Origin of the sequence: Falseniella ignava CCUG 37419 (genome assembly GCF_000301055.1) — a bacterium.
Classification (GTDB): Bacteria; Bacillota; Bacilli; order Lactobacillales; family Aerococcaceae; genus Falseniella; species Falseniella ignava.
Genome location: NZ_JH932301.1, coordinates 114451 through 141339 on the forward strand (window position 1 = coordinate 114451; position 26889 = coordinate 141339).

The window sequence follows — 26889 nt, forward strand, 5'->3', positions numbered from 1 at the left end:
ACCCTCACATTACAAAATGTGAGGTTTTATTTTTAGCGAGGTTATCGATGGTATGGTTCAACATGGACATCAACGTCACTGACACTGAATTTGTATTGCATCAATAATTCAATTTGTTGAGTAATTTGATGAGAATCTTTTACTGACATTTGAGGGTCCACTTCGATTGTCACGTCGAGATAGACTTTGTTGACTGAGATGCGTCCACGAATTTTCGGGACGTCTTTAACTTCAGGTAATTGTTTGATAAATGCTCGATATTGTTTGACAGCATCAGGGTCAAAGCCATCTGTTAAGGTATGGGTACTTTCTAAGAAAATATCGAATGCAGATTTAATAATTAAAATACCTACGAGCAAGGAAATAAGTGCATCCAACCATAAAATATTAACTTGGGATGCGATAATTCCAATAATTGTTGTCGCTGTAATGAGTAAATCATTGCGCATATCGGTTAAGGTTGCTCTAAGTCCAATACTTTGAGTTTTTTGATTTAAATAATGAATATAGCGGTATGCAGTATATAAGAGAATTAAAGATAAAGCTGGAATCCATACCGCTTGGATGGGAACATATTGAAAATCTTGTTGGATGAGTTTTTGACAAGATGAAATAATAATTTGTCCACCCAATAAAATCATAATCAGAGAAACCATAAAACTTGAAATAGATTCATATTTATCATGACCAAAGTAATGATCTTCGTCGATCGGTTGTTGCGAAATTTTTAACCCAATAAAGACTGCGAGTGACGCGATAATATCAGAAAAGTTATTCAATCCATCGGCCATTAAAGCTGTAGAATTAAAGATTACAGCTGCTATGAGTTTACTAACGGCTAAGATTAAGTACACAATAATACCCACGAATGATCCGCGGGTAGCCGTTGTGTGGTTATTTGGGGTATTATTTTGAAACATGTTATTCACTCCCTATTTGCTTATCGACCAGTAATTGAGTGCATCTTGAATGATAGCTTGCTCATCATGTGGTTGAATACTATGCATTACTTCAAGATTGTCGTTGGAGTCATTGAAGAAGACTTGATGATTTTTGTAGCCTCGAATAATGATAAAGTGGCCAATATCGGTATAAGCTCCTGGACCGAGTGATGCGATGACAACTTCCCCTTCATCTAAAGCTGTCATTGCAGAATAAAAATCATTCCCGTAATTGTATAACTGAAAATCAAAATCTTCAGCAAAACTATGCAAAATATTCCATGAAGTACCTTGGTTATGCAAATAGAATCGATTTTGACTCCAATCAATAATTTCTTGTGGGTTGACATCTTTTTGATCAAAATATGCCTTCACCATGGCTAAGATAGTAATGGCACAGCCGTTTTCTCCTAATTCGCCAGTCCCATCCGTCCCATACTTAATATGACGAAATTCAGGAGATTTTTGAATATAAAGTGGAACATTGTGTTGTGTATCTGAAGCATAAGGTCCATACTTTGCTGGATATTTTGGTAGCGCAATATGCCCCATATATTCCATATCTAGATGATTCGCTCGGATTGCTTCAACAATTTCAGGTTGATGCTCTAACAATTGATCGCCAAAATGTGTTTGAATATAGGACTCAATCGGCTGAAAAGTCCCGGCTTGATCCGCACGATATTGACTGAATAATTGTTCTAGGGTTTCAAGTTCAGAAGATATTTCTTCTACTGTAGAAATATCTTCAGCGAGAGATTCTTCAATTTCTGGCTTTGATTGATTTTCTCCTTCTTCTTCAACCGTTTCATTTTGAGGGATAGTAGTTGCATCAGATGCCATCATCTGATTTACTAACAACCATGTTAGCAAAAATGTAAAAATAATTGAAATAATGGCTATAACGTGATGTTTTCGAGTTAACATGGCGGCCCCCTTTCATTAAATCTCTTTTCAATATACTAAAACCATGAAATGATGTCCACTTCTGTTGCTTTACAATTGGATAAATTAATACAAACATTATATTTCAAAAAGTGTGACAATACTGTGAAGTCAGAAGGAAAATCGGTAAAACTGTGGTACAATATTATTGCATTATCATAGGTATAAAACAATAAAAAATATTAATTATAATATAAAGATGTTTAAATTAGGAGGTACTGAATGACAAAAAGAACACGTGGCTTTGAAGTAATTTCCAAGTATCAAGATGCAAATATTAATCTTCCTGTAAGATCTACTTATCATTCGGCAGGTTATGATATTGAAGCGGCAGAGACCATTACGATTCCGAGTTTGTTTAGACAATTTAAAGAGGGAAAATCTGATCGCGATGCATCAAGTTACTTCCCTTCTACCCTGGTTCCAACCGGCCTAAAAGCCTATATGTTAGAAGATGAATATCTTCAAATTATCAATCGTTCGTCAAATCCTTTGAAGCGCAATCTCGTCCTACCGAATAGTGTTGGAATTATTGATCAAGATTATTACAATAATCCAGATAATGAAGGTCATATTTACGTTCAACTGATTAATTACAGTATGGAAGATATTGTAATTCAAAAAGGCGAACGGATCGCACAAGGTATTTTTACAAAGTACTATGTTACCGATACGGACCATGAAGCTTCTAACAAGCAGCAGCGAACAGGTGGCTTCGGTTCTACTGGAGAATAATCAATCATAGGAGGTCTGTATGGCCAAGAAGAAAGTAATCTATGAATGTTTAGCATGTGGTTATGAATCACCAAGGTGGTTAGGAAAATGCCCTAATTGTGGTGCTTGGAACCAGATGGAAGAGCAAATCGATATGGGTTCAGCAAAGAAATCACCGATGCATGTGCAGCTTGATGATGCAACGTCCCAAGGAGCGATGACTTTAGATCGGATTGAGTATCGCAAAGAAAGTCGCATGCTCAGTGAATTTGAAGAATTTAACCGAGTGTTAGGTGGCGGGATTGTTGCGGGATCGCTCGTCTTAATTGGTGGTGACCCGGGAATCGGTAAATCCACCCTACTTCTGCAGATTTCAATCCAGTTAGCACAAGACAAGCGTGTCTTGTATGTGTCTGGGGAAGAAAGTTTATCCCAAATTAAGATGCGTGCAGACCGAATTGCTCTCTCAAGTGATCAATTTTACGTGCTGGCTGAGACAGATTTATCGCTAATTGCGGCAAACATTCAACAATTGGCACCGGATGTCGTCATTATCGATTCGATTCAAACGATGATGATTCCAGATTATCAAGGTAGCGCAGGCTCAGTAGGTCAAATTCGCCAAGCAACTTCGATTTTAATGACCATTGCTAAGACGAATCAGATTGCGACATTTATTGTCGGGCATGTTACTAAAGAAGGAAATATTGCGGGACCGCGTATGTTAGAGCATATGGTAGATACCGTCTTATATTTTGAAGGAGAGCAGCACAACCGTTTCCGGTTACTTCGTGCCGTAAAAAATCGTTTTGGACCGACCAATGAATTGGGTGTCTTTGAAATGGAAGAAGCGGGTCTGAAGGAAGTGGTGAATCCATCTCAAATATTTCTAGAAGAACGCGTGATTGGCGCAACAGGATCTGCGATCGTCCCTTCTCTAGAAGGAACACGGACCATTTTAGCTGAGATTCAAGTGCTATTAACCCCAACGGTCTATGGTAATGCCAGACGTACTGCAACTGGGATTGATACTGGTCGTATTTCATTATTACTCGCTGTGATGGAGAAACATTGTAATTTATTACTCCAAAATCAAGATGCATTCTTTAAAGTTACTGGAGGAGTACGATTAAATGAACCTGCCATTGACTTAGCTATTGCAATGGGGATTGCTTCAAGTTTTTGGAACATTCCTCTGGAGGTTAGTGATGTTTTTATCGGTGAGATTGGCTTGACGGGTGAGATTCGTCGGGTTAACCAAATTACGTCACGTATTAAGGAAGCGGCGAAGCTTGGTTTTAAGCGGGTATTCTTGCCCTTTACGAACACGCAAGACTTAAAGATCGATGAAAAAATTGAAATAATTCCTGTTAAGACCATTCAAGAAGCGGTTGAAAAAGTCTTTCCAAGTCGAGATCGCCCTTCTAAGCGATCGTAGTTAATTATTATAATTTATATAGGAGGTGTTTGAATGTTTAAACGCGTGATTGTTTTTATTTCAGCAATCATTGGATTAAGTTTCGGGGTTACATTTGGTCCGGCTATCTGGGCGCAACTAAACTTGAAGTTATCGACATTATCGAATCCTTATCTTAATGCTTTTATTTTTGGATTATTATTTATTATTGTTGGAACGATCGTCGCGCCATTTATCGAGCGAGTTATTCGTCGGCTGATTGATTCACTCAATCGATTGAGTATTCCAATGTTGTTACTAGGATTATTTGGCATGGGTATTGGACTGATATTAGGTTATTTGTTAGGCATGCCTTTTGTGAACTTAGAGATACCTTTTATTTCTTCCACGTTACCGTTTGTTTTATCATTTATTTTTGCGCTGGTAGGTTACCATACGGCAATGAGTCGACGTGAAGAGTTTATTAATTTCTTCCGTCAAAATGCTTTTCGCACCGCAATCAATGATGAACGCCCTACTGCAACACTACCATCAAATCATCATGCTAATGAAGTTTATCATTCTTATAAAATATTAGATACAAGTGCCATTATTGATGGTAGAATTGTAGATGTCATTGAAACAGGATTTATGGAAGGAATTATTTTAATTCCGAATTTCGTTTTGCAGGAGTTGCAACATATTGCGGATGCTTCGGATTCCTTGAAACGTTCGAAAGGTCGGCGAGGATTAGATATTCTCAATGAACTACAGAAAAATAATTACTTACCTGTTGAGTTTTATGATAAAGATTTCGAAGATATCGATGAGGTTGATGCGAAGCTGATTCGCTTAGCAAAATTGGTCGATGGAGCGTTAGTAACGAACGATTATAATTTAAATAAAGTTGCAGAGTTCCAGTCGATTCCAATTTTCAATATTAATGAATTAGCGAATGCGATGAAGCCGGTATTAATTCCAGGCGAACAGTTAGAAGTCTTAGTGATCAAAGCAGGAACGGAGCGTAAGCAAGGTGTAGCTTACTTGAATGACGGAACCATGATTGTTGTTGAAGATGGTCAATATTACTTGAATCAACGTATTCAAGTTGTAGTGACCAGCACCATCCAGACGAATGCTGGGCGAATGATTTTTGCCAAGCCCGTCGAAGAATAAGTAGAGTATTATGAATAAAGGAGTAGAGAATCGTGTCAGAAAAATTTAGAGTTAGATATGCGCCAAGTCCAACCGGTGAATTACATATTGGGAATGCTCGAACCGCCCTGTTCAATTATTTATTCGCCCGCCATATGGGAGGAGACTTTATCATTCGTATTGAAGATACGGATACGAAGCGTAACTTGGCTCATGGTGAGCAAAGTCAAATGGAAAACTTAACTTGGTTAGGGATTGATTGGGATGAATCTCCAGTTAACCCTGTTGAAAAGTATGCTCCATATCGCCAGTCTGAACGTTTAGATATTTATAACCGTTATATCGATCAATTAATTGAAGAAGGCTATGCTTACAAGTGCTACATGAGTGAGGAAGAATTAGAAGCTGAACGCGAAGCCCAACGCGCTCGCGGCGAGATGCCGCACTATACTGGTCAGCATGCGAATTTAACTGAGGAGCAACAAGCAGCCTATGAAGCTGAGGGTCGCATTCCTTCCATTCGAATTCGCGTTCCTGAAGATAAAGTGTATAGCTGGAACGATATTGTCAAAGGTCCAGTGACTTTTGAATCTAAAAATATTTCAGGAGACTGGGTGATCCGTAAAAAAGATGGAATGCCAACTTATAACTTTGCGGTAGTAATCGATGACCACTTAATGGAAATCACGCATGTTCTACGAGGCGATGACCATATTGCGAATACACCTAAACAATTAATGGTATACGAAGCATTGGGCTGGAAAGCACCAGAATTTGGTCATATGACATTAATCTTTAACGCAGAAACAAATAAAAAGTTAAGTAAACGTGATGGTGGTATCTTACAATTTATCGAACAGTATCGCAATTTAGGTTATTTACCTGAAGCTATCTTTAACTTTATTGCGTTGTTAGGCTGGTCTCCAGTGGGTGAGGAAGAAATCTATTCACCAAGTGAATTAATAGAAATTTTCGATGTAGAACGTTTATCAACTTCTCCCGCATCCTTTGACCGTAAGAAATTGGAATGGATTAATAATACTTACATGAAAGCTGCGGATTTAGATAAGGTAGTAGAATTATCATTACCACACTTACAAGAAGCAGGTCGTGTGAGCGAAAACCCAAGTTCTGAAGAGATGGATTGGGCTAAAAAATTAGTCTCACTCTACCATAATGAAATGAGCTATGGCGCAGAGATTGTAGAGCTTTCAGAACTCTTCTTCAGAGATCAGTTACATCTTGATCAAGCATCACTCGATGAGTTGGCGGCTGAGACAGCACCAATTGTCATTCAAGCGATTGAAGACAAACTTAGTGCGCTCACTGAAGATGAATTTGTGGCTGAAAATATTAAGCCATTGACCAAAGAAATTCAAAAAGAAACTGGAATTAAAGGACGTGCCCTCTTTATGGCAATTCGAATTGCGGTGAGTGGACAAATGCATGGTCCAGAATTACCGAACTTAATCGAAGTATTAGGTAAAGAAAAAGCACTAGATCACATTAAACAAGTGAAATCAGCCATTGGTATGACTGCTTAGATTGGTTGTAATCGAATGAAACTAAATCAATTAACACGCAATCAAAAACTATTGCTTTTCGCTGTTGGCCTACTCGTAGGTGTTATTCTAAGATTAATCTTTAAATAAATAAATTTCCCTCACTGATCAAAGGTGAGGGAAATTTTTATTACCAACTAATTTTGTTACGAGACATCATCGTATTTTGTCGGACATAGATTGCCGTTTGAACTCCTTTGGTTGCTTGGTCTGGCAGTGGTTCATAAGATTGCTCATGAAGCTCTTCAATCGAATCAATCTTACCCGCTAAGTAATCATTAATACGAAGCGCGACGCCTTCTCCACGTGTTTTCAACATTCCAATACGAAATTCAATCACTTCAAGCCCTTGCGGTTTCGCTTCTGTTAACCATAAATCGCGTCTTGCATCCAGCAACTCGTCGAGAGCGCGGTTTAGGAGTGGAATCGTTTCGTTTGCAATGGTTGAGAGCGTTTGATGGTCTTTTGCTTCATACGCTTCACGCAATGTGAGTGGCAAGCGCCAACGTAATTTTAAAGCCCCTACTAATGCTTGATAGTAGTGATTGACTTGTGGGTCCCCTGCTTCTAAAGTTGCAAAGTAATGTTCAAGCTGTGTTAAGTGCTTCGTATAGTCTGTTAATTGATCGAGTTCTTCTGTGTATTGAATAAATAAAGGCATCAATAAATCTTGAAACAATAAATATTTTGAAGGATTCGCATTTAGTGAAGCAGGAATACTGAATTCAGGCAGCAAGTCCGCTTGTTCCTGTTTTAACCAATCTGCTAGGGAAAGCTCGGTATAAAGTCGTAAATGCGCATCGAATTCTTCTTCATTATAATGCGCATGATATTGCAAGTAAGTATATAACACCGCACCGAAACGAATGGCATCTTGTGGTGTTTCAGATCCTTCATCTCCCCAGCATGTAGCCAACAAATCTTTTACACCATATTTTTTAGCAGCTTCCAGTGCGGGTAAAGTGGTATAGAGTGTCTTACTGTGATGTGGAATCACCCCAGTCCAGCGCCATGCTCCCCCAGCAAAAGCTAAATCGTCGGTAATCGCTTGACGTTCTTTGAAACGTTGATCGTATTCGTCATAATCTGTTCGATAGTAATCCCAGTACATCAGTTGAACCCCAGAAGGGATTTGATAATTTTCGGATTCAACTTTTGAGTATTTAGAGAAGAACATATCATCCCACATAATCGGATTAAATTGATATTTATGACAAATTTGAAGGACATTTTCTAAGTGTGAATGGAGAATTTCAACTTTTGGTTTGAGGCCTTGTTCATCAAGATAAGTACCCCGTCCTAGATTATAGGCTTCATCCATCCCAATATGGATCTTATCAGTCTTAAAACATTGACGTAGGGATTGAATCATTTGCTCGATTAAGGTTAATGTTTCAGGACGGCCGACATTCAAGATATCATCAATATCACCATATTGACTTGTGATATGTTCCCACTCCATAAACTGATTTAAATGAGCGAGCGTTTGGATACAAGGAACGAGTTCAATGCCTAAATCCGCGGCATAAGCATCTAATTCACGAAGTTCATCATGCGAGTAACGGCCTCGATAAGCTCCAAAGTAAGGTTGTTCAGGGACATCATAGACATCTTCCATATAGAGCATTAACCATGTATGCCCCATCGTAGCAAATTGGCGGATGAGTGACTTCAAGTAAGAAACTCTCGGTACACTATTACGTGAGCAGTCTAACATCATCCCGACTTGTCTAAAGTTCTTTTGAACTGTCAGTGACTGGGTATCCGGCTCATTAGCTAACCGTTTCAATAAATACCAGGTAGTGGGTAAATCGGTAGCACTCAGTTCAATCGTATTATTGATGCGTTGAATGGACGATTGGCTGAGCGTCGGATCAATGGTACACTTGAGTGTCTCTCCCGTGGGATCCAATGTCACACCAAGTTCTGATTGAAGGCGCTTAACTTTATCATTAAGCGAGGTGTCCAAAACATTTAATTGCATGGGTATCGTACTCCTTTAATATGTCCTGTTATTATTATAGAATCAATGTTAGATAATAATCAATTCAAAAGTTAAATGATTGGATTTTTATCTATGAAAACGATTGATTAATCTCTTATGTAAGGTAAAATAAAAAGTAAGAATAGATATAAAAGAATGGAGAGTTCTTTGTGAAGTTAAATACAAAAATTTTACATGATTATCCGGTAGTATGTCGATATACTGGGGCATCATCGATTCCAAAGTTTCAAACGTCAACGTTTAACCAAGAAAGTTTATTTGATACAGATCAAGAGTTTACCTATACTCGTTTTGATAATCCAACCGTCCATGCGTTGGACGAAGGCTTTAAGTCGTTCTATGGAGCAGAATATGGGTTGTCTTTTGCTTCGGGGATGGCCGCCATCTCAACCGCACTTTTGCTATTTGAGGCGGGAGACCATCTGATTTTTCCAATCGAAGTTTACGGAGGGGCTTATCAATTTTCGTCGTCTATCTTGCCGAAGTATGGTATGGAAGTATCCTACGTGGATATGTCTGATATATCGAATATTGAGCGTGAAATTAAAGAAAACACCAAATTAATTTATATCGAGACACCATCGAATCCGTTATTAAAAATTACAGATATTCAAGCGGTCGTAGCCCTAGCTAGAAAGCATGACTTAATGACCATTGCGGATAATACTTTTATGTCCTTTATCTACCAAAATCCACTCAACTTAGGCGTAGATATTGTGATGGAAAGTGTGACGAAGTTTATTAACGGTCATAGTGATGTAACAGGAGGCTTGTTGGTTACAAATCAAGAAGCGCTCTATACCCAACTTAAGACATTACAAAAGAACCTCGGTGGTATTCTAGGGGTTGAAGATGCTTGGCTTGTTTTACGTGGTGTTAAGACGATGGGTATTCGGATGGAACGTTCTGTCAGCAACGCACAGACGATTGCAGAATATCTTGAACAACATCCAAAAGTTGAAAAAGTCTACTATCCAGGTCTGAGATCACACACTCACCACGAGATTCAGATGCAACAAGCAACTTCAGGTGGCGCAGTATTATCTTTCAAGTTGAAAGACCAAGATGCAGTGAATCGTTTCACGCAACATATTCAAATCCCAATTATCGCAGTGAGTTTAGGTGGAGTTGAGTCAATCATCTCTTATCCGACGACGATGTCTCACGCGTGTTTAAGTGAGGAAGAACGAATTGAACAAGGTGTTACGGATAATTTACTTCGTTTCTCAGTAGGAATCGAAGATATCGATGACTTACTCGCTGATTTAGAAGCTGCGTTAAAAGAAATATAGTGAATGATGAAAGAGTCCAGTCGGGCTCTTTTTTCATATCGAATGACTCGAAAAATAATAGTTAATATATAAGAAATATTGTACGATATAAACATATAAAGATATTAATGGGGTGATCGCAATGTTTTTAAATAATTGATATCAAACTGACTTAGTTAAGTTTCGTTTAATGTTGCGATATAATTAATCCAAGTTAAGGAGATAAAATATGCGTAGAATATTGAAATGACTAGGAGTATTCATTATGATGAGTAATTTATTATCGGGACAGCAGATTTTTGCAGAGTCTGTACCGAAGTTTGTTGATACAGAATGGTTAGCAGAAAATATTGAGAAAGAAAATATAAAAATTATTGATGCGACGATTATTTTTGCGAACCCAGAGGGTGAATTTATCGAGAGTGGCTATGACTTATACTTGGAACGTCATATTCCTGGGGCAATTTTTGCCGATTTAATCGCAGCGAATGTGCAAGATGCGCCCATTCCATTTACTTACCCTGGGGAAGAGCAAATGAAAACATTTATTGCCTCACTGGGAATTCAAGATTCTGATTACGTTGTCCTATATGATTCTGGGCCACAATATGATGTTGACTTTAAGGCGGATAGTTGGGCATCAAGGTTAGCATGGCAGTTGGAAGCAGCAGGACTGAAACAGGTAAGTGTACTTCAAGGAGGCATTAATAAATGGCTAGAAGAAGAGCGTCCTGTAGAGACGGGGGACAATCAACCTGAGTCCGCTCCGGAACTATCTTTACAAGAAGTAGCCGATAAATTTGTAGATCAATCCCAAGTTATTGAGGCATTAGAAGATGATCGCTATCTCATTATTGATGTGCTTGATGAGGCACAATTTTCAGGCGAAGTTGCGCCTTTTGGTGAAGACCGTGCAGGGCATATTCCTGGAGCGAAGAATATCTTCTACGGTAGTTTAACGGATGAGTCTGGAGATTTATTAGATGAATCAATGCTTAAGGAAAGATTCGATGAGATTGGTGCCTTAGATGAAGACAAACACGTCATTGTGTATTGTGGATTTGGTGTGGCAGCAAGTTATGTAGCCAGAGCTATCGAATCACTCGGACAAGATAACGTAAGCGTGTACGATGGTTCACTGCAAGAATGGACAGAAAATCATGATTTACCTTTGGAAAAGTAATTCAACAAAACATGTATATAGAGTTATGAAAATAGCACTTCAGTTTAAATCATGCTGAAGTGTTTTTATTAATCTTAAAATTTCTTTTGTGGGTGACGGTCTACGATGGCTTGATTATTTGATCAGGTTTTTTCTCCTTTTTCTGTGAGACGATATCCCCGGACCGGGACGAGCTCATCCAATTGGTGATCTGTAAAGTGGGCATTAACCAATTGGTCGAGTTCAGCACGTTTGATGGAACTCGAATATTTAGCGCCAACTTCAGTCGATAGCATCTTGAGTTGGGTCATATTGAGATGTTTTAAAGAATCCCGAGCACTATCAATAATTACATACCCCGCTTCGATTAAGTTAGCGAGATGCAGGGGGCCATCGATGCCGTAGGTAGATTCAAAATATTTAGGGTAAACTGAATTGGTTAGAAACGTCCCAAAATGAATGCGCCATAGTAAGATAATATCAAACCTTCGGACGTCGCAATTTGATTACGCTTTGGAATGTTTTTTGTTGAATTTGATTGAGATAGAGACATCGATTTCCTCCTGAAGTAATCTTCCAAGCTAAAAAGCTGCAGGTCCTTGACGGAGTTAGCCTGCAGCTTTTAACGTTAAATTATTTAGTTAATTTGCGTAAATTTCGAACGAGCTTAAGACCTAATAAAGCAATCGCAATCGCATAAATATGTGAACCATGACGGTTCCAGTAATTTTGTACATTGTGGCCGACTTCGGAAGCTGTATCTTGGAAATCATAAGCATAGTCACGGCCTGTTTCAACCCAATCTTGCGCGTGGTTTCGACCTGTCTCGAACCATTGGCTCGCTTGTTCTTTGGCTTGTTGGGCTATATCCGCAGCTTCATCGCGATATTGATCGAATTTTTCTTGGGCTTCGTGCTTGGCAATGGTTTGTTTAACTTTATTTTGGCTTGTGCCGTCTTTAACAATGGATTGGATATCTTTGAATTCTTTACTTAAATCAACCATCCTCATCACTCCTTTATTATAGTACTCCTATTATAGCAGAGAATTTATCTATCACATAATAGAATCTCTTTTGAGTCGTTGTACTTCAATTCTTAAGAATTTATTAAGATTGCGTTTTGAAGCAAGATTTTTGAGATTTTTGGGTATCTATTATTAGCAAAGGGCCAAAATAATTACCTCTGCCATCTCCCTTGCTGTGGCGCAGACAGCAACTTTTAAATTTCAGACATATATTCTTTCAAAAAATGGTCCTTGCAAAACGGACAATCAGGGAATGGGCTGATTGTCCGTTTTATTAATGTGAATTAGCTAAGAAGATGTAATAGGTTAGTAGCTAGGTTAAAGTACATAATTAACGCGAAACCGTCACAGATGGTCGTAATAAAAGGACCTGAAGCGACAGCTGGGTCAATACCAATCGCGTTGAACAAGGTTGGGACGACACATCCAACCACTGTTGCAATGGATAATGTAATTAATAGTGAAACTCCCACAATAAAGGATAGGATGATATTTTGATACATAACAAAGGCGATAATACCAATTGTAACGGCAGAAGCTAAGCCCATTAAAATTCCTGATAAAAATTCACGCAGGACGAGCTTGATGAAAGGTTCATCCGACTCTTCCGCTAAGGTAATACGACGGACGGAAACAGCTAAGGATTGTGTCCCAACGTTACCAGCAGAGTCGAGGATAATTGGCATAAAGGAAGCCAGTGCTACCACTTGAGCCAAAGTCTCTTCATAAGCAGAAATTAAACTTGCAGAACCAAGTCCTAATAGAATCAGGATAATAATCCACGGAACGCGTTGCTTGGTCATGTTTAAGATGGACTTATCTGCTGAATCATCATCGTCACCGGAGATACCCGAGAATTTACGGAAGTCTTCTTCCATCTCATCTTGGATAATATCCATCACGTCGTCAACGGTGACAATCCCGACGAGTTGGCGGCTTTGATTTACAACTGGAATGGCAAGTAAGTCATAGTCTTGGATGACTTTAGCCACTTCTTCTTGGTCGACGCTGGTTTCAACGAACTCAGGTTGCGTGTTCATAACGTTGCGGATGACTTCATTGCCAGGTGATAATAAGACATCACGAAGTGAGACAACGCCGGTTAATTGGTCGTGCTCATTGACGACATAAATGTAGTAAATCGTCTCAGATTGACGGCCGATTTGACGCATCTGTTGGATGACTTCATCAGCTGTGTCACTTTCATGTACACGAATTAACTCGGTGGTCATAATCGAACCGGCGGTTTCCGGTGCATGCGATAGGATCGCTTCAATGTCAATTCGGTCTTCTAAGTGCATCCGGTCTAGAATATCTTCTTGTTCTTCGGGTTTAAATCCTTGAAGTAAGTCGACCACATCGTCGTCGGCTAATTCTGAGAAGACTTCTGCTAGATAAGAATCTGGTAAATATTCCAGTGCTTCTTTCTGATTGTCGACATTCATATACTCGAATAAGTCGGCGAACTCATCCGGAGTTAAGATTTGAGAGATTTTACGTTTATTCTCAGGATAGAGAATTTCGAACAACTGTGCCTGGTCGTAATCGTGAAGGCGGAGGAAAATATCACGGAATTCCTCACGGTTGCCATTCTTAACGTAACGAATCAATTGTTCGAATACTTCAGGTTCAACGTATTCTTGAACTTGAAGTTCATCATGGTGTGTATCATTGTTTGTTTGTGTCATAGAATCACCCTCTTTTCATTTTATTTGAACATACTATTCATTATACGTTATTATCCTTTGACTTGAAAGTTGAAGCAGAATCTATTGAAAGAAAGTGATTGTACTTCAGCAGTAATTGACTTATCCTTATTAAGGAAGAGGATAATTTGGAGGAAATAAGATGAAAACAATGATTCGTTATTTATTATTAATGGCTATTACGGTGCAAATCGGATTACTGAGCGTTTTCGCTCAAAATATTGAACTAAGTCAACGGGATAAAGTTGCTCAAATCGAGTTAACTCTTGAAACAAATGAAATCCAACAACAATTATTACCACCAGGCGAGTTAGAGTATCATGAGGGCAAAGTAATTTCAGGAGAAGAAATGAAAGAATTCTATCAACACTTGTTCGAAGAAATTCGCCAACACGATCTAACAGAAGATCAATTGCTGGAATTTGCTCCCGAAGCAACTTTCGAAGAACAACAAGGGACAAAACAATCGCTCGGTTGGATAAGTATTGAAGAAGGGCAAGTAATTATCTTAAAAGCAATGATTCAAGATGGAAAAGTGATTGGCTTTGAGCGTCAATATCGCAGTCCAAAAATGTTATTGCCACTGGGTATAACGGAAGATGAATTTAAAGAACTTTATCAACAATTAGAGTTGAAACCGTTACTTGAGGTGTTAGGTGAACCTGAATTTATCGGCTATATGCGCGGAGAAGATTTATTGGTCTATCAATGGGGTTCTGTGAGAGAAGTTGAATCACAAGATGATGAGCTCGTTTCTATCTCTGCAATTATCGGTCATGATGACGTCGTGAAATCGGCTGAATATGTTACAGGCGCACGACATCGTGGAATTAAAGAGTAAAATTCTAGAAAAATTCTTTGAAAGTTACTTGAAGCTTATGTATAATAGCTAAGCAATTATAGCAAGATTAGAGGAGTAACAAAATGAAACAACGATTAAAGAAAATAATTTTAATGATGACACTATTAAGTTTAGGAATTGGATTGAATTTATTCGGTCCTTCAGTCTCAGCAAGTGGTGATGCATCGACTTTTTTAATTATGGGAGTCGATACGGCGGATAATATCGATACAGTTGGTAATGAGGGCGCTGGGCGTACAGATGTGATGTTGCTAGTAACTATTAGTGATACTTCGAATCGCGCGACGGTAACGAGTATTCCCCGTGATTCTTATGTGGAAGTACCAGGACATGGTACGCATAAAATTAATGCAGCCTATCCTTTAGGAGGCAGCAAGTTGTCTGTTCAGACGGTTGAGCAGTGGTTAGATATAAAGATTGATCATTATGTGACGGTGGATATGGCTGCGTTTCGTAAAGTCATTGATACGTTAGGAGGCGTGACAATCACCCCGCTAGCAACCTTTGAATTGGATGGCTATGCCTTTGAAGAAGGCGTTCCAGTCACGATGGATGGCGAGATGGCGTTAGCCTATGTCCGCGAACGAAATAATTCGGGTGGCGACTATGGACGTCAAGAACGTCAACGTCAGTTAATGTCGGCAGTTTTTGATTTAGCGCGTGATGAAATCACCGGTGTGACTCAGGCTATTGGTTTATTCCAATCACTGAGTGAGGATTTGGATACGAATCTAGGCTTAATCTCATTGACACGTCTTTTTGCGTCATATCATGATTTTAATGGGGAGATTGAGTTCCATCAATTACAAGGTGAAGGCCAATACATCGATGGGGTATACTTCGATGTGATTGATCCGACTTCGCTTGAAGAAATTAAGCAACTTATCAAAACAGAGACGGGCGAATAATAAAATATTGATATAAGTGGTATCTTCGTTAATTCCGTGATTTAATGAAAGTACCACTTTTTGTTATTTATCAAAGGGGAGAATCGAGAATGAGAAAGAAACTATACAATTGCTTAAGAGTGGTGCTTGGGATTGGACTATTGGTATCATTGATTCCGCAGGTTGATGCGCAAGCGCAGATAGCGAGTGGATTAGACTATGCGCCTTACACTTATTTTCTTCATTATGATTATCTTGGCGAAGGGAATGAGTTTGCTGAGCAGCAAGTGACCTTGGAGTATGGGGTTGATTCTGAAGGTTATTATCAATTTGTAATTAATAATCCAGGAATTCGAATGGCTTATGTTTATCGAATTACTGATGATGGGGTCTATGAAGAGGCTTATTTTCCGGATGCGAAGCCCGGAGTAGATTATCGAGAAGAGGCAGATGCAAGAGATGATCAACGTTCGTTAATTCTACCAACAGAGATTCAAATTGGCACTAAATATCAACATGGTTACCGTAAAGAACAGACCATCGAAGTGACCGATATATTGGAGCAATTTGAAGTAGGTGGCGCTCGCTACCTAAATGTGATTGAGCTCACCGTACATGACCCAGACCCAACCATCGAGCAGAAGTATTATTATGCACCAAAAGTGGGTCTCTTACTCGATCAATTTAAGACAAAGACTTCTGAGACGGATGAATATGTAGTGACCACAACTTTGAATTATTTTAGTGGTATGTCACAGCGTTTATTGGAAAAATAAGGCACTTAGCTAGAAAGTTTAACTTTGACCTAAAATAAAGTATAATGGGACACAGGAGTTTATGAATTTGCATGCTCCTCGTAAAAATTAATTAAATTTATATATTATCCATGAGATTATTTAGGAGGAACACATATGTGTCATTTATTAAAACGTTGGCTGAAAGGAACGCTAGCTTGTGTCATTCTAGCTAGTGGGTTTGGCTCTTTGATACAGAATTATCCGATAATTTTAGCACAGGAAGAAGAATCAAGTAATGAACAAGGTGAGAGTGAAGCAGAAGGACAAACAAATCTTTATACTCCCGAAGAAGCTCAAGCTTATATTCAATCGAATAATTTAGTAGAAGCGATGAAGCATGAGTTAGTGACGCAACAATACTTAAGTCAATCAAAAATAGATCGACTTCCAAGTGAGGCGATTTACCAAGCGCTTTATTATCAATTGACGATTGCGCCGGGGGAAGCGACTGTTCCAGGAACTTTCCACGTAATCGCCAGTCAGTATCCTGAAATTGTGAATGGTCCGGATCAACAGATGACTGCAGAAGAAGCTCAAAAATTTATTCAAGAAAACAACTTAGTTGAAACGACCAAACAATTGATGCTCGAAGCCCAATTATTAACGCAAGAACAGTTGGATCAATTGCCAGAGGATGCGGTAATGAATGCGTTAATTCAACAATTTACTGAGCACGATCCAGCCGGAGATTTTGGTAATACATTCCAAATATTAAAAGCAATGTACCCTGAAATCTTTGAGCCTGAAGTGGTTGAGACCGTTGTCGTACCGAACCATACACAACAACTTGATCGCAATCAAATCATTCAACTAGGAGAGCGCCAATATACTCTTGAACAAGTATACTTGTTAGCTCCCGGTGAAGCGGGTAACACGTCGAACGACTATTGGGTAGGTATCGAAGTAGAATATACGAATGAGACCGACCAGGTTGATAAAGATTATTACAAAGAGTGGATTACGCAAGTATTGCTTGTCCAAGACAGTGAGCGAGGCTACAACGCACTTACAATGCAACAATATAAACTGCCAAAGATTGATCGTTCTGTACGTCTTGAAAATAATGAATCAGCCGAGAGAACGACTTCCATTACGAAAAAAGAAGTCAAGCCGAAAGAGACCGTTCGCGAGATTATTTATTATCGATTGAATAATATCGAAGATGATATTGCTATCTATGTGGCTCCACAAGATACACAGTATGAGCTTGAAATGGAAGGTTTACGCCAACTGCCACCACGTAGTGCGGTATATTACAGTTCATCGAATAACCAGATTGCTTATTTGTTTGATTTTGATCAACTATACTTAGTCTATTCAGATCAGACACGTTTATCCGATATTAATCAAATTCCAGGCCGCAGTACTTCGGTACAGGAGCAAGCTTTATCAGATGAGGCTTGGGTTCAATATCAAAAGTTAGTTCAAGAACTCGATATTCAAAACAGTCAAATAATGTTACTGGATGAGGTTGTCTATGAACTCAGTGGTGATATGGTTGGGGTCCGTCAGCGTCCTAACGATGACGAAGCAGCTTCACCAGAAGGTGAATCCACTGAAGGAGAATCTGAAGAAGAACTTGATGGCTTATCAAATATCTTGCTTACGTTCCGATTAAATAAAGAACGCCAAGAATTAGTTAATGAATATCGCGAGATGTATAAACTACTCCCTGTCGATTGGAAGCATTTAGATATTGAATAATAAAGTAAAAGCTAGGATTTGAGGTGACCCTCATAATCCTAGCTTTTTTATAAACGATCAATGGTGATATATTTAGAGTTTTGCACGACTTGAAGCAAGCGCACGTTGCACTAGAGGATAGAGTAAGAAAGCAACGCCTGCACCGATTAATCCTTGGAGAAGGTTACCACCGATACTTGCGGTAGCTGCAGCAACATCATATAAGATGCTGTCAACGATAAAATAACCTAGCGCCATCACGAGACCCGCTGGAATCACTGCTGCCAGACGATTGTGGAAGCGATGGAATAAGTAGCCAGCTAGGAACCCTTCCAACCCTTTCACGAAAAATGTGAAGAGCGCATAATTCGCCCATCCAGCAAAGATATCGGCTAAAGCACTACCAATTCCGCCAATTAAGAACCCCCATTGAGGACCTAAGAGCAGTCCGCCAATCATTAAGACCGCATCGCCTAAATTAAAGTATCCTGCACCAAGTGGGACTTGAACGATCATTGTCATAATGACAGTCAGAGCAGCCAATACGGCACTAATAATTAAATAATAAGTCATATTTTTTTCTTTCATTTTTCCGAACCTCCTATGGTTTATTGCTATGATTAGTATGCCATAGACATGTCAAAATTGCTATACCCAAAATAGAGTGATGAGTGAATGTCTGAAATATTGTATCAATAAATGTTATTAAAATAAAATGATAAAAAGGCTTACATTTTTAGACAAGATGTGTCATAATGGTAGCAATCTATTTTCAGGATAAGGGGGACTACAATTGCAATACTCAGGTGTAAATATCATCTCAACCGAACGATTAATTTTGCGTCCATTTCGAATGGAAGATGCAGAAGTGATGTTTGAGCGTTGGGCAAGTGATGAAGAGACGGTCCATTATTTAAGTTGGATGGCGCATCAAAGTTTAAAAGACACCAAACGTATTTTGAAAGTTTGGATGAACGGTTATTTGACAAAGACGAGTTACGTCTGGGCCATTTGCCCGAAATCAACCCCTGATCAGCCGATTGGATCAGTTAGTTTGCACAGCTTTGATGAAAAATTACCTTCCGCTGAAGCGGGGTATGTTATTGCACGGGATTACTGGAATCAAGGCTATGCGAGCGAAGCGCTGCGTGCCGTGTTGGAATACGGATTAGATTTAATGAATCTCCATCGTATCTCAGCTTATCACCATGTTGATAATGAAGCCAGTGGGCGTGTTATGGAGAAAGCCGGTATGACCTACGAGGGTCGTATTCGTGAAGCTTATAAAGATAAGCATGGCAATTACATGGATGTGAAGCAATACAGCGTTTTACATTCGGACTTATCTTTAGGCTATCTTTAATTGATGTAGATTAGTGTAATCATTCCATTATTATCATTTCATTTTAACGATAAAACCGACTTCCTCAAAAGAAGTCGGTTTATTGTTATTAGTAATAATTAATATTCAGCTTGCCAGATGGCTTCGTCAATCGCAGCATCAATATCTTGAATCTCTACTTGAGCCATCCCTTCTTCAATCGCAGCTTCGATAACAGCTTTAGCAACGAGCTTAGAAGCCTGACGAAGCTTAGAAACATGCGGTAAGATTGGTGCACCGAGATAACTTAAGTCTTGTAGCGAAGCAATACCATGCGCAGCTGCGTTAAGCATTTTGTCTGTTACATGTTTAGCTTGGGCAATCACAATACCTAAGCCTAGACCTGGATAAAGTAAGGCATTATTAGCTTGACCAATCGTGAATGTTGTTCCTTCATATTCTACAGGGTCTGATGGACTTCCTGTTACACAGAGGGCTTTTCCTTTCGACCATTCAATCACTTCGTATGCTTGCGCTTCATTTAGCAATGTTGGATTCGAAATCGGTAAAATCGCCGGGCGCTCATTGTATTGACACATTTTCTCAATCACTTCTTGCGTGAACATGCCCGGTTGTCCTGAACACCCAACTAAGATTGAAGGTTGGATGATATCGATGGCTTCAGACAAGTCCATTAACGGTTCTGGGAATTCCTCCAGCGAGCGCGCGTAGCGAACTTTCCCGGATGTCATATTTCCTTCTTCATTTTGCCGCACTAATCCAAGACGGTCGAAGCAGTAAATATTTTGTTTCGCTTCATCAAATGACATTCCTTTGAGTTGCAGTTCGTTGGTAATTTGATCAGCAATACCGATTCCTGCAGATCCGGCTCCGAAGATTAAGACGCGTTGATTTTCAAGTGATTCCCCCATTACTTGACAAGCTGCAGCAATCGCCGCATTCATCATCACCCCTGTTCCTTGGATATCGTCATTGAAGGTACAGATTTCATAGCGATAGCGATCAAGTATTTGCGTTGCGTGGTCACGTCCGAAATCCTCCCAGTGAAAAAGTACGTTCGGGAACGCTTCCTTAGCTACTTCAACAAATTGATCGATATACGCTAAATAGTCGTCACCTCTTAGGCGGGGTTGCTTCAATCCAAGATAGTAAGGACTATCGATCAATTCTTGACGATCGGTTCCTGCATCAATCGAGACCGGTAAGATTGATTTTGGATTAATACCGGAGGCTGCGGTATAGACCGCTAATTTACCGGTGGTAATCCAAGCTCTTTGAACTCCCCAATCCCCAATTCCTAAGATACCTTCGCCATCGGTGATGACCATCATTTTAATGTCATCAAGCCCCTCGCTAGCTGCAAGAAGTGCTTCTTTGATGCGTTCAGGTTCATTCACATTCAAATAAGCCGCGCCGCGTGGTGTTTTAAAATCTCTCGAGAAATTCATAATGCCATCCGCCACGGTCGGAGTATATAAGATTGGAAGCAACTCGGTAATATTATGGATAACTGTGTAGAAAAATAGAGTGCGGTTCTCCTCATAAAGATCCATTAATGATAAGTGTTTAAGATAATTCGTTGGTAATTCGTGTAAAGCAGCGAGAACGCGTGTACTCTGTTCTGCGATTGTTTCTACTTTGGCAGGGAGTCGTCCCACTAAGCCATATTGTTGACGCTCTTCTTCCGTAAAGGCAGTTCCTTTATTTGTAAAAGGGTTCGCTAGGATATCATTCACATTAACAACCTCCAATTAATTGTATTCGCTATCATCATTCTAACATATTATCAATCAAAGGGGCATTAACAGTTTATGAGAATATGATGGTAAGTTTTATAAAAGCCCCTACAATTGTAGGAGCTTGAAATCGGGGTCTTATTTTACTGTTTAATCGGTGTATCAGCTAACAATTGAACGTGCGTCCAGTCAATGTCTTGGATATTGTTGATATCCCAATGTGAGACGCGGTTGTTAACAGCGGTTAAGTTGTAACGGAAAAGGGTTGGAATGGCAGGAAGCTCTTCCATCATATAAGCTTGCCAATCGTAGTAAGCTTGTTTACGGAAATCAAAGTCGTAAGCTTCTTTTGAATTAATGCGTTCAATCAACTCATCGTTCTTTTCGTCCGTCCAACGGGTGTAATTCCAAAATTCTTGGCGACCGAAGAATTCACCCGGGTTCGGGTCACCGCCCAGACCGAAAGCAGCTTGATAGACGTTAAATTCAGGGTCGTCGCCTCGAAGTCGCTCATAGAACGAATTCATTTCAAGTAACTTGCCGTCAACTAATTCAATATCAATGCCAATATCACGCCAACATTGGATATAATAAGTGGCAATCGGTTCTGCAACCTCACCGCCAGCTTGGAAACCAAAGTTTAATTTTAAAGGTTGACCTTCAGGGTCTTCGACAAAGCCGTCGCCATCGACATCGACAAAACCAGCTTCTTCAAGAATGGATTTGGCGAGTTCTGGATCATATTCAGGGTAAGATTGATCAGGATTGTAATAGTCGGCAAAGTTCGGAGTAATAAATGAATTGGCTTGATGTCTCAGTCCTGAATAGAACTGTGAACCAATGGCATTGTTATCGACTGCATGTGCCATCGCGCGACGTAATTCACGATTACTTACTGGGAGTGTTTCATCATAAATATTTTCTTCTAACTCATCATCCCAATGTCCCATTTTAAAGCCAATATAGGTATAGACGTTCGCTAAATTACCTGCGACTTGGAAGTTCGATGCGTCTTTGAATAGATCGTATTGGTCAGTAGGTAGATCGGCAATATCATAATTCCCATTTTTTAGTTCTTGAACGACTGTCGCACTGCTAACAGTGTCGAGTTGTAAGTAATCAATTTTTGGGCGTCCTTTGTAGTAATCATCGAAAGCAGTGAGTGTTACCGATTCACCCGGTGTAAAGGATTCGACTTTAAAGGGTCCGAAACCAACGGGGTTACCGTGGACATACTCGCTATCTTCTAACTCTGCAATCGGAATATCTTTGAAAATATGATTAGGTTGGATAAAGCTGCTAACCATCCCATTCGCTTGTAGCGCAGAATTACTAAATTCTTTGTAGTGAATCACTAAGGTGTGATCATCGACACGCTCGAGCCCTTCAATCGTATCAGTCTTACCTTCATGGTATTCATCCATGCCGACCACATTTTGGAATTCGTAGCCATAACGAATACCAGAGTAGTCTGGGTGACCAATCATATAATAAGGAATGATGACATCATCAATTGTAATCGGCTCTCCGTCGTGCCATGTATGGCCTTCAGGAATGGTGATTGTCGCGGTAAGTTTATCCGCATCAAGGCGGACTTTAGCGAAGCCAGAATCATCGATCACGAAGTTTTCATCATAGCCATATAAGTCCGGACTAATAAACGACATAATCAAAGAATCGGATTCAGAAGTATCGAACATATCGTTGAAAGCTCCGGTAAAAGGTTCATCGCTAACAACAGCGTAACGAAGGGTTCCACCTTCAATGGCTTCACCTTCATTTTGAATGACACTTGAAAAATCTAAAATATGATTTGCGGGTGTTTCGCCTTCTTCGGTAGCGAAAGCAGCTTGAATAGAACCTAAGATTTGAGTTGTAATACAAGTTGAGACTAAAATAGTTTGTGTTAATTTTTTCAAAAGATTACCTCCAATAAGAGTTGACAGCACTCAGTTTATCACTCGGAGTGCAGCGACGATAATAGATAGCTGGAACAGCTAGAATTATGGAATATCAATATCTAGACAAAGTTCATAACACTCCTTTTTAAGAAATTATTTGTTTTTATTTTATCGCAGATGAAGTATTTCACAAGAGGAAAAGTATTGTTTTGAACACTCACCCATCTTCAAATGATAAATTAACATAAATTTAACTGATATTTTTGTTAAAACATAGGAATATCAGGTAGAATAAGGTAAATGAAAAATAACGGTAAGGTCAGGTGAAAAATGTTTAATATCATAAAGCTATTACCATCTTTACATGATAAAGTATGGGGGGGTACCCTTTTAAGGGAAGAATTTGGAATGGAAATCCCTTCGGATACAACAGGAGAAGCTTGGGTTATTAGTGCTCATCCTAATGGCCAGTCTATTGTTGATTTTCCAAATGAATATAAGGGATGGACACTGGATGAATTGTATCAAAAACATCGAGAGTATTTTGAGTCCTCTTCAAAAATCAATACTTCAACCAAAAAATTTCCTTTATTAGTAAAGTTTCTTGATGCAAAAGGGCGATTATCGGTTCAAGTTCATCCAGATGATGACTATGCCTTAGAGCATGCAAGTGAGTTAGGAAAAACAGAGTGTTGGTATGTTATCTCTGCAAAGCCTGGATCCGAAATTGTTTTGGGACACAATGCGAGAAATCAGGAGGAGTTTGAACAATGGGTTTCGACAGGAAAGTGGGATAAGCTTTTACGTAGAATCCCTGTGAAAGCGGGAGATTTTTATTATGTTGCAGCGGGGACAATACATGGCATTGGAGAAGGAGTTTGTATTCTTGAAATTCAGCAAAATTCTGATACAACCTATCGTGTTTATGATTATGAGAGATTGGATTCTGAAGGTAATTTACGAGAACTACATCTTGCAGATGCTTTTGCAGTAACAACGATACCTGATCAAAATATTCAAAGTCAAAAACATGCTGTTAGTATACTGGGTGGAGAGGTGACTCAACTCATTGAATCAGAATACTTTACTGTTTGGAAGCTGCAGTGTTGTCAAACAGCGAGATTTTCTCTTAATCCAATAGAATTTTACTTACTGACTGTAATCGAAGGTGAGGGAGAAATTCAAGTTAAGGAAACGACTTTAAGCCTAAAGAAAGGTGAAGCGTTTATTATTCCTGTGGGTCATAGGGAGTTTGATGTTACAGGTCAACTTGAAATGATTATTTCAAAATCAAATGATTAAAGGAGTTATTATGAAAAAGACAATTGCTTTTATGATGGTAGCTTTATTATGCTTAAGCCAAATGGTTCTAAGTCCAGCACAAGTTCAGTCGGCTTCAGAGTTTGATGCTAATCGTCTACGAGTTGCCTATTCTGTGGATCCGGATGGGTTAGATCCACAACGGACAGTGGCAGCGAGTACCTTCCAAGTCACTAGCAATATTTATGATACGCTCGTTAAGGTGACCCCAGCAGGTGAATTGCAGCCTGGTTTAGCAGAAAGTTGGGAAGTGTCAGAAGACGGGCTCCAAATTACCTTTAAGTTAGTTGAAGGGAAGCAATTCCATAATGGAGAGCCGTTCAATGCTCAAGCAGTCGTAAATTCTTTTGAACGATTAAAAGAAGAGGACTCTCCTCGTGCAAAAGATTATCAAAATATTATCGAGATGGAAGCAGTCAGTGAATACGAAGTGCGCTTTACCACTGAGGAGCTCGATGTCGATCTTCCTTCAAAATTCGCTTACGCTTGGACAGCCATTGTTGAAACAGGTGTGGCAGATAGTTTACGGACTCAACCGGTCGGGACAGGATCATACCGACTCGTTGAGTGGACACCTCAAGAGCGGATTCTATTAGAGGCTTACGAAGGTGCCTTAACGCAAGCAAAGATTCGGACGGTAGAAATGCGTAATATTCCAGATCCGCAAGCACGTGTATTGGCAATGCAAAGTGGCGAAGTGGACTTTATGAGTATTTCAGGCGAACAACGTCCGCTGGTCGAAACAATTTCGGGTTATCAAGTGATTGCCAATCCGATGAATGGTATCCAGTTAATGCCGATGAATCAGGAAAATGAGTATCTAAAAGACCCTCAAGTCCGTCGGGCGATTGCAATGGCGGTCAACAAAGAAAGTTTAATTGAGCATATCTTTGCGGATGATGGCCAAAAAATTGGCTCGCACTATCCACCGATTTTAGCAAACTATGTTGATTTATCAGAATATATTCCATACGATGTCGAAGGTGCGAAGCAATTGATGGAAGAAGCTGGCTACGGCGATGGTTTTAAATTGAAGATGTACTTGCCGAAAGATTACCAAATGTATGTGGATGCCGGGCAAGTAATTGCGGAAGAATTAAAACAATTAAAGATTCAAGTCGAGATTGAAGTCGTAGAATGGGCTTACTGGTTAGAGAATGTTTATCAAGGACGTCAATACGACTTAACGGTTGTAGGACATACTGGACGTCTCGATTCGTATCAGTGGCTGGCGCGTTATCATAGCGAAAGTCCAGAAAACTACTTCAACTATTCAAACGAACGCGTCGATGAAATCTTAGAGACAGTGTCACAAATTCAAGATGCGACAGAACGCGATGTGCTCTATCAAGAGTTACAGACAATCTTGGCGGAAGAAGTACCAGCGGTTTATATTCAATCGCCAGCGCAATTAATGGCGATGCGTGAAGAAATTCAAGGATATGAGACCTACCCAATTGATATTATGCCGTATAGTGATTTATCATATCGTTAGAGAAAACTTAAAAAGTAATATAAAGGAGGATTCCGATGCTGAAATATATCATTCGTAGATTATTACAGGGGGTTGGAGTCCTCTTTGCTGTTACTTTACTTACTTTTCTAGCATTAAAAGTCATCCCAGCAGACCCAGCCACCTTAATCTTAGGTATTGATGCGACCCCAGAGAGTGTCGCTCAACTACGGGAAGCGATGGGGTTAAATCGCCCACTGTTGGTGCAATACTGGGAGTGGATTACCGCTGTTTTACAAGGAGATTTAGGGACCAGTTATTACTACGGTAGTGCGGTAAGTGATTTGATTCGTTCACGTTTGCCGTTAACGTTGACAATCGCACTCCTTACTACTTTCTTTAGTTTGATTTTCGGAACGTTTCTTGGAACATTCGCCGCTTTATATCGACGTCGCGGCTTAGATTACTTAATTCGTTTGTTTACACAATTAAGCGGGGCGGTTCCTAGTTTTTGGTTGGGAATGATTGCGTTAACTTATCTAGCAGCGCGACGCCAATGGTTCTCAGTACACCCGGACATCGATTTGACGAACCGATTTTGGGGGAGTTTATATCAATTACTCTTACCGACAATGGTGTTAACTCTGACGCAAATGGGACCGACAATTCGTCAGACCCGTTCGGCAATGTACGATGCACTCGAGGCAGATTATATGATGAGTGCCCGGATGAAAGGGTTAAGTGAGCGGCGTCGGATTATTCGCTACGCACTCAGATCAGCGATGATGGCGCCTTTAACGCTATCTTCATTGCAATTTGCGCACTTGATTGGAGGAACGACCGTGGTTGAAACGGTCTTTTCACTTCCTGGGTTAGGTCGATTATTGTTAGTGAGCGTGGAGCAGCGTGATTTAATGTTGTTGCAAGGATTGATTTTATTTATCACCACGATGGTGATTGTCATCTCCGTTGTGACGGATATATTATACCAATACATCAATGGCAATACAGAAGAAGGGGTGTAG

General features: G+C 39.7%; 22 protein-coding genes. 14 read left to right on the plus strand and 8 right to left on the minus strand.

All coding sequences use genetic code 11. The features are described from left to right. Nucleotides 1–41 precede the first annotated feature (41 nt). Complete coding sequence (locus HMPREF9707_RS04735; protein WP_006701552.1) at nucleotides 42–920, minus strand: cation diffusion facilitator family transporter; 879 nt, start codon at nucleotides 918–920, stop codon at nucleotides 42–44. Between the two features lie 12 nt (nucleotides 921–932). Next, nucleotides 933–1868 carry a C39 family peptidase gene (locus HMPREF9707_RS04740; protein ID WP_006701553.1) on the minus strand — a complete coding sequence of 312 codons (936 nt, stop codon included), beginning with the start codon at nucleotides 1866–1868 and terminating at the stop codon, nucleotides 933–935. 240 nt (nucleotides 1869–2108) lie between these two features. Between HMPREF9707_RS04740 and HMPREF9707_RS04745 the strand changes: the two genes are divergently transcribed. Genes HMPREF9707_RS04745 through gltX form a run of 4 tightly spaced genes read left to right on the plus strand, consistent with a single transcriptional unit; the run spans nucleotide 2109 to nucleotide 6695 of the window. Then, nucleotides 2109–2621: a dCTP deaminase/dUTPase family protein gene (locus HMPREF9707_RS04745; RefSeq protein ID WP_006701554.1), complete on the plus strand. Its 513-nt coding sequence runs from the start codon at nucleotides 2109–2111 to the stop codon at nucleotides 2619–2621. A gap of 19 nt (nucleotides 2622–2640) precedes the next feature. Beyond that, nucleotides 2641–4038 (plus strand): DNA repair protein RadA, encoded by a 1398-nt coding sequence (radA, locus tag HMPREF9707_RS04750; RefSeq protein WP_006701555.1) that lies wholly within the window; start codon nucleotides 2641–2643, stop codon nucleotides 4036–4038. 33 nt (nucleotides 4039–4071) lie between these two features. Next, entirely contained in the window at nucleotides 4072–5172 is a 1101-nt protein-coding gene (locus HMPREF9707_RS04755; protein WP_006701556.1) for a PIN/TRAM domain-containing protein, read from the plus strand. A 32-nt stretch (nucleotides 5173–5204) separates the two neighbouring features. Beyond that, a complete protein-coding gene (gene gltX / locus HMPREF9707_RS04760) occupies nucleotides 5205–6695 on the plus strand; it encodes a glutamate--tRNA ligase (RefSeq protein WP_006701557.1) in 1491 nt (496 codons plus the stop codon). Between the two features lie 148 nt (nucleotides 6696–6843). On the opposite strand, the gene HMPREF9707_RS04765 is transcribed toward gltX, so the two are convergent. Further along, nucleotides 6844–8697, minus strand: a complete 1854-nt coding sequence (locus tag HMPREF9707_RS04765) for a beta-N-acetylhexosaminidase (protein ID WP_006701558.1) — start codon at nucleotides 8695–8697, stop codon at nucleotides 6844–6846. Nucleotides 8698–8867: 170 nt separating this feature from the next. Here HMPREF9707_RS04765 and HMPREF9707_RS04770 point away from each other — a divergent pair, with 170 nt between their 5' ends. After that, the gene (locus HMPREF9707_RS04770; RefSeq protein ID WP_006701559.1) at nucleotides 8868–10010 is read left to right on the plus strand and encodes a trans-sulfuration enzyme family protein; all 1143 of its coding nucleotides are present in this window, start codon (nucleotides 8868–8870) and stop codon (nucleotides 10008–10010) included. 244 nt (nucleotides 10011–10254) lie between these two features. Continuing rightward, on the plus strand, nucleotides 10255–11172 hold the full coding sequence (locus HMPREF9707_RS04775; protein WP_006701560.1) for a sulfurtransferase: 918 nt from the start codon (nucleotides 10255–10257) through the stop codon (nucleotides 11170–11172). Between the two features lie 612 nt (nucleotides 11173–11784). Here HMPREF9707_RS04775 and HMPREF9707_RS04785 read toward each other — a convergent pair. Both HMPREF9707_RS04785 and mgtE read right to left on the minus strand, forming a co-directional pair. Beyond that, nucleotides 11785–12156 carry a hypothetical protein gene (locus HMPREF9707_RS04785; RefSeq protein ID WP_006701561.1) on the minus strand — a complete coding sequence of 124 codons (372 nt, stop codon included), beginning with the start codon at nucleotides 12154–12156 and terminating at the stop codon, nucleotides 11785–11787. A 305-nt stretch (nucleotides 12157–12461) separates the two neighbouring features. After that, on the minus strand, nucleotides 12462–13865 hold the full coding sequence (gene mgtE, locus HMPREF9707_RS04790; protein ID WP_006701562.1) for a magnesium transporter: 1404 nt from the start codon (nucleotides 13863–13865) through the stop codon (nucleotides 12462–12464). Nucleotides 13866–14025: 160 nt separating this feature from the next. Here mgtE and HMPREF9707_RS04795 point away from each other — a divergent pair, with 160 nt between their 5' ends. From HMPREF9707_RS04795 to HMPREF9707_RS04810, 4 genes are all read left to right on the plus strand, one after another. Continuing rightward, on the plus strand, nucleotides 14026–14724 hold the full coding sequence (locus tag HMPREF9707_RS04795) for a hypothetical protein (protein ID WP_006701563.1): 699 nt from the start codon (nucleotides 14026–14028) through the stop codon (nucleotides 14722–14724). 83 nt (nucleotides 14725–14807) lie between these two features. Then, entirely contained in the window at nucleotides 14808–15653 is an 846-nt protein-coding gene (locus tag HMPREF9707_RS04800) for an LCP family protein (RefSeq protein WP_006701564.1), read from the plus strand. 89 nt (nucleotides 15654–15742) lie between these two features. Further along, a complete protein-coding gene (locus tag HMPREF9707_RS04805; RefSeq protein ID WP_006701565.1) occupies nucleotides 15743–16408 on the plus strand; it encodes a hypothetical protein in 666 nt (221 codons plus the stop codon). Between the two features lie 135 nt (nucleotides 16409–16543). Continuing rightward, nucleotides 16544–18133, plus strand: coding sequence for a hypothetical protein (locus HMPREF9707_RS04810; protein WP_006701566.1), 1590 nt, complete (start codon nucleotides 16544–16546; stop codon nucleotides 18131–18133). Nucleotides 18134–18205: 72 nt separating this feature from the next. Here HMPREF9707_RS04810 and HMPREF9707_RS04815 read toward each other — a convergent pair whose 3' ends face one another. After that, a complete protein-coding gene (locus HMPREF9707_RS04815; protein WP_006701567.1) occupies nucleotides 18206–18700 on the minus strand; it encodes an ECF transporter S component in 495 nt (164 codons plus the stop codon). A gap of 205 nt (nucleotides 18701–18905) precedes the next feature. On the opposite strand from HMPREF9707_RS04815, the gene HMPREF9707_RS04820 reads away from it, so the two are divergent. Continuing rightward, nucleotides 18906–19475 (plus strand): GNAT family N-acetyltransferase, encoded by a 570-nt coding sequence (locus tag HMPREF9707_RS04820; protein WP_006701568.1) that lies wholly within the window; start codon nucleotides 18906–18908, stop codon nucleotides 19473–19475. Nucleotides 19476–19573: 98 nt separating this feature from the next. On the opposite strand, the gene HMPREF9707_RS04825 is transcribed toward HMPREF9707_RS04820, so the two are convergent. Together HMPREF9707_RS04825 and HMPREF9707_RS04830 are read right to left on the minus strand one after the other, a co-directional pair. Continuing rightward, nucleotides 19574–21190, minus strand: a complete 1617-nt coding sequence (locus tag HMPREF9707_RS04825) for an NAD-dependent malic enzyme (protein WP_006701569.1) — start codon at nucleotides 21188–21190, stop codon at nucleotides 19574–19576. 143 nt (nucleotides 21191–21333) lie between these two features. Beyond that, the gene (locus tag HMPREF9707_RS04830; RefSeq protein ID WP_006701570.1) at nucleotides 21334–23109 is read right to left on the minus strand and encodes an oligopeptide ABC transporter substrate-binding protein; all 1776 of its coding nucleotides are present in this window, start codon (nucleotides 23107–23109) and stop codon (nucleotides 21334–21336) included. Nucleotides 23110–23421: 312 nt separating this feature from the next. Here HMPREF9707_RS04830 and manA point away from each other — a divergent pair, with 312 nt between their 5' ends. Genes manA through HMPREF9707_RS04845 form a run of 3 tightly spaced genes read left to right on the plus strand, consistent with a single transcriptional unit; the run spans nucleotide 23422 to nucleotide 26889 of the window. Next, complete coding sequence (gene manA, locus HMPREF9707_RS04835) at nucleotides 23422–24393, plus strand: mannose-6-phosphate isomerase, class I (protein ID WP_006701571.1); 972 nt, start codon at nucleotides 23422–23424, stop codon at nucleotides 24391–24393. A gap of 10 nt (nucleotides 24394–24403) precedes the next feature. Next, nucleotides 24404–25906, plus strand: coding sequence for an ABC transporter substrate-binding protein (locus HMPREF9707_RS04840; RefSeq protein ID WP_006701572.1), 1503 nt, complete (start codon nucleotides 24404–24406; stop codon nucleotides 25904–25906). 35 nt (nucleotides 25907–25941) lie between these two features. Continuing rightward, nucleotides 25942–26889 carry an ABC transporter permease gene (locus HMPREF9707_RS04845; protein WP_006701573.1) on the plus strand — a complete coding sequence of 316 codons (948 nt, stop codon included), beginning with the start codon at nucleotides 25942–25944 and terminating at the stop codon, nucleotides 26887–26889.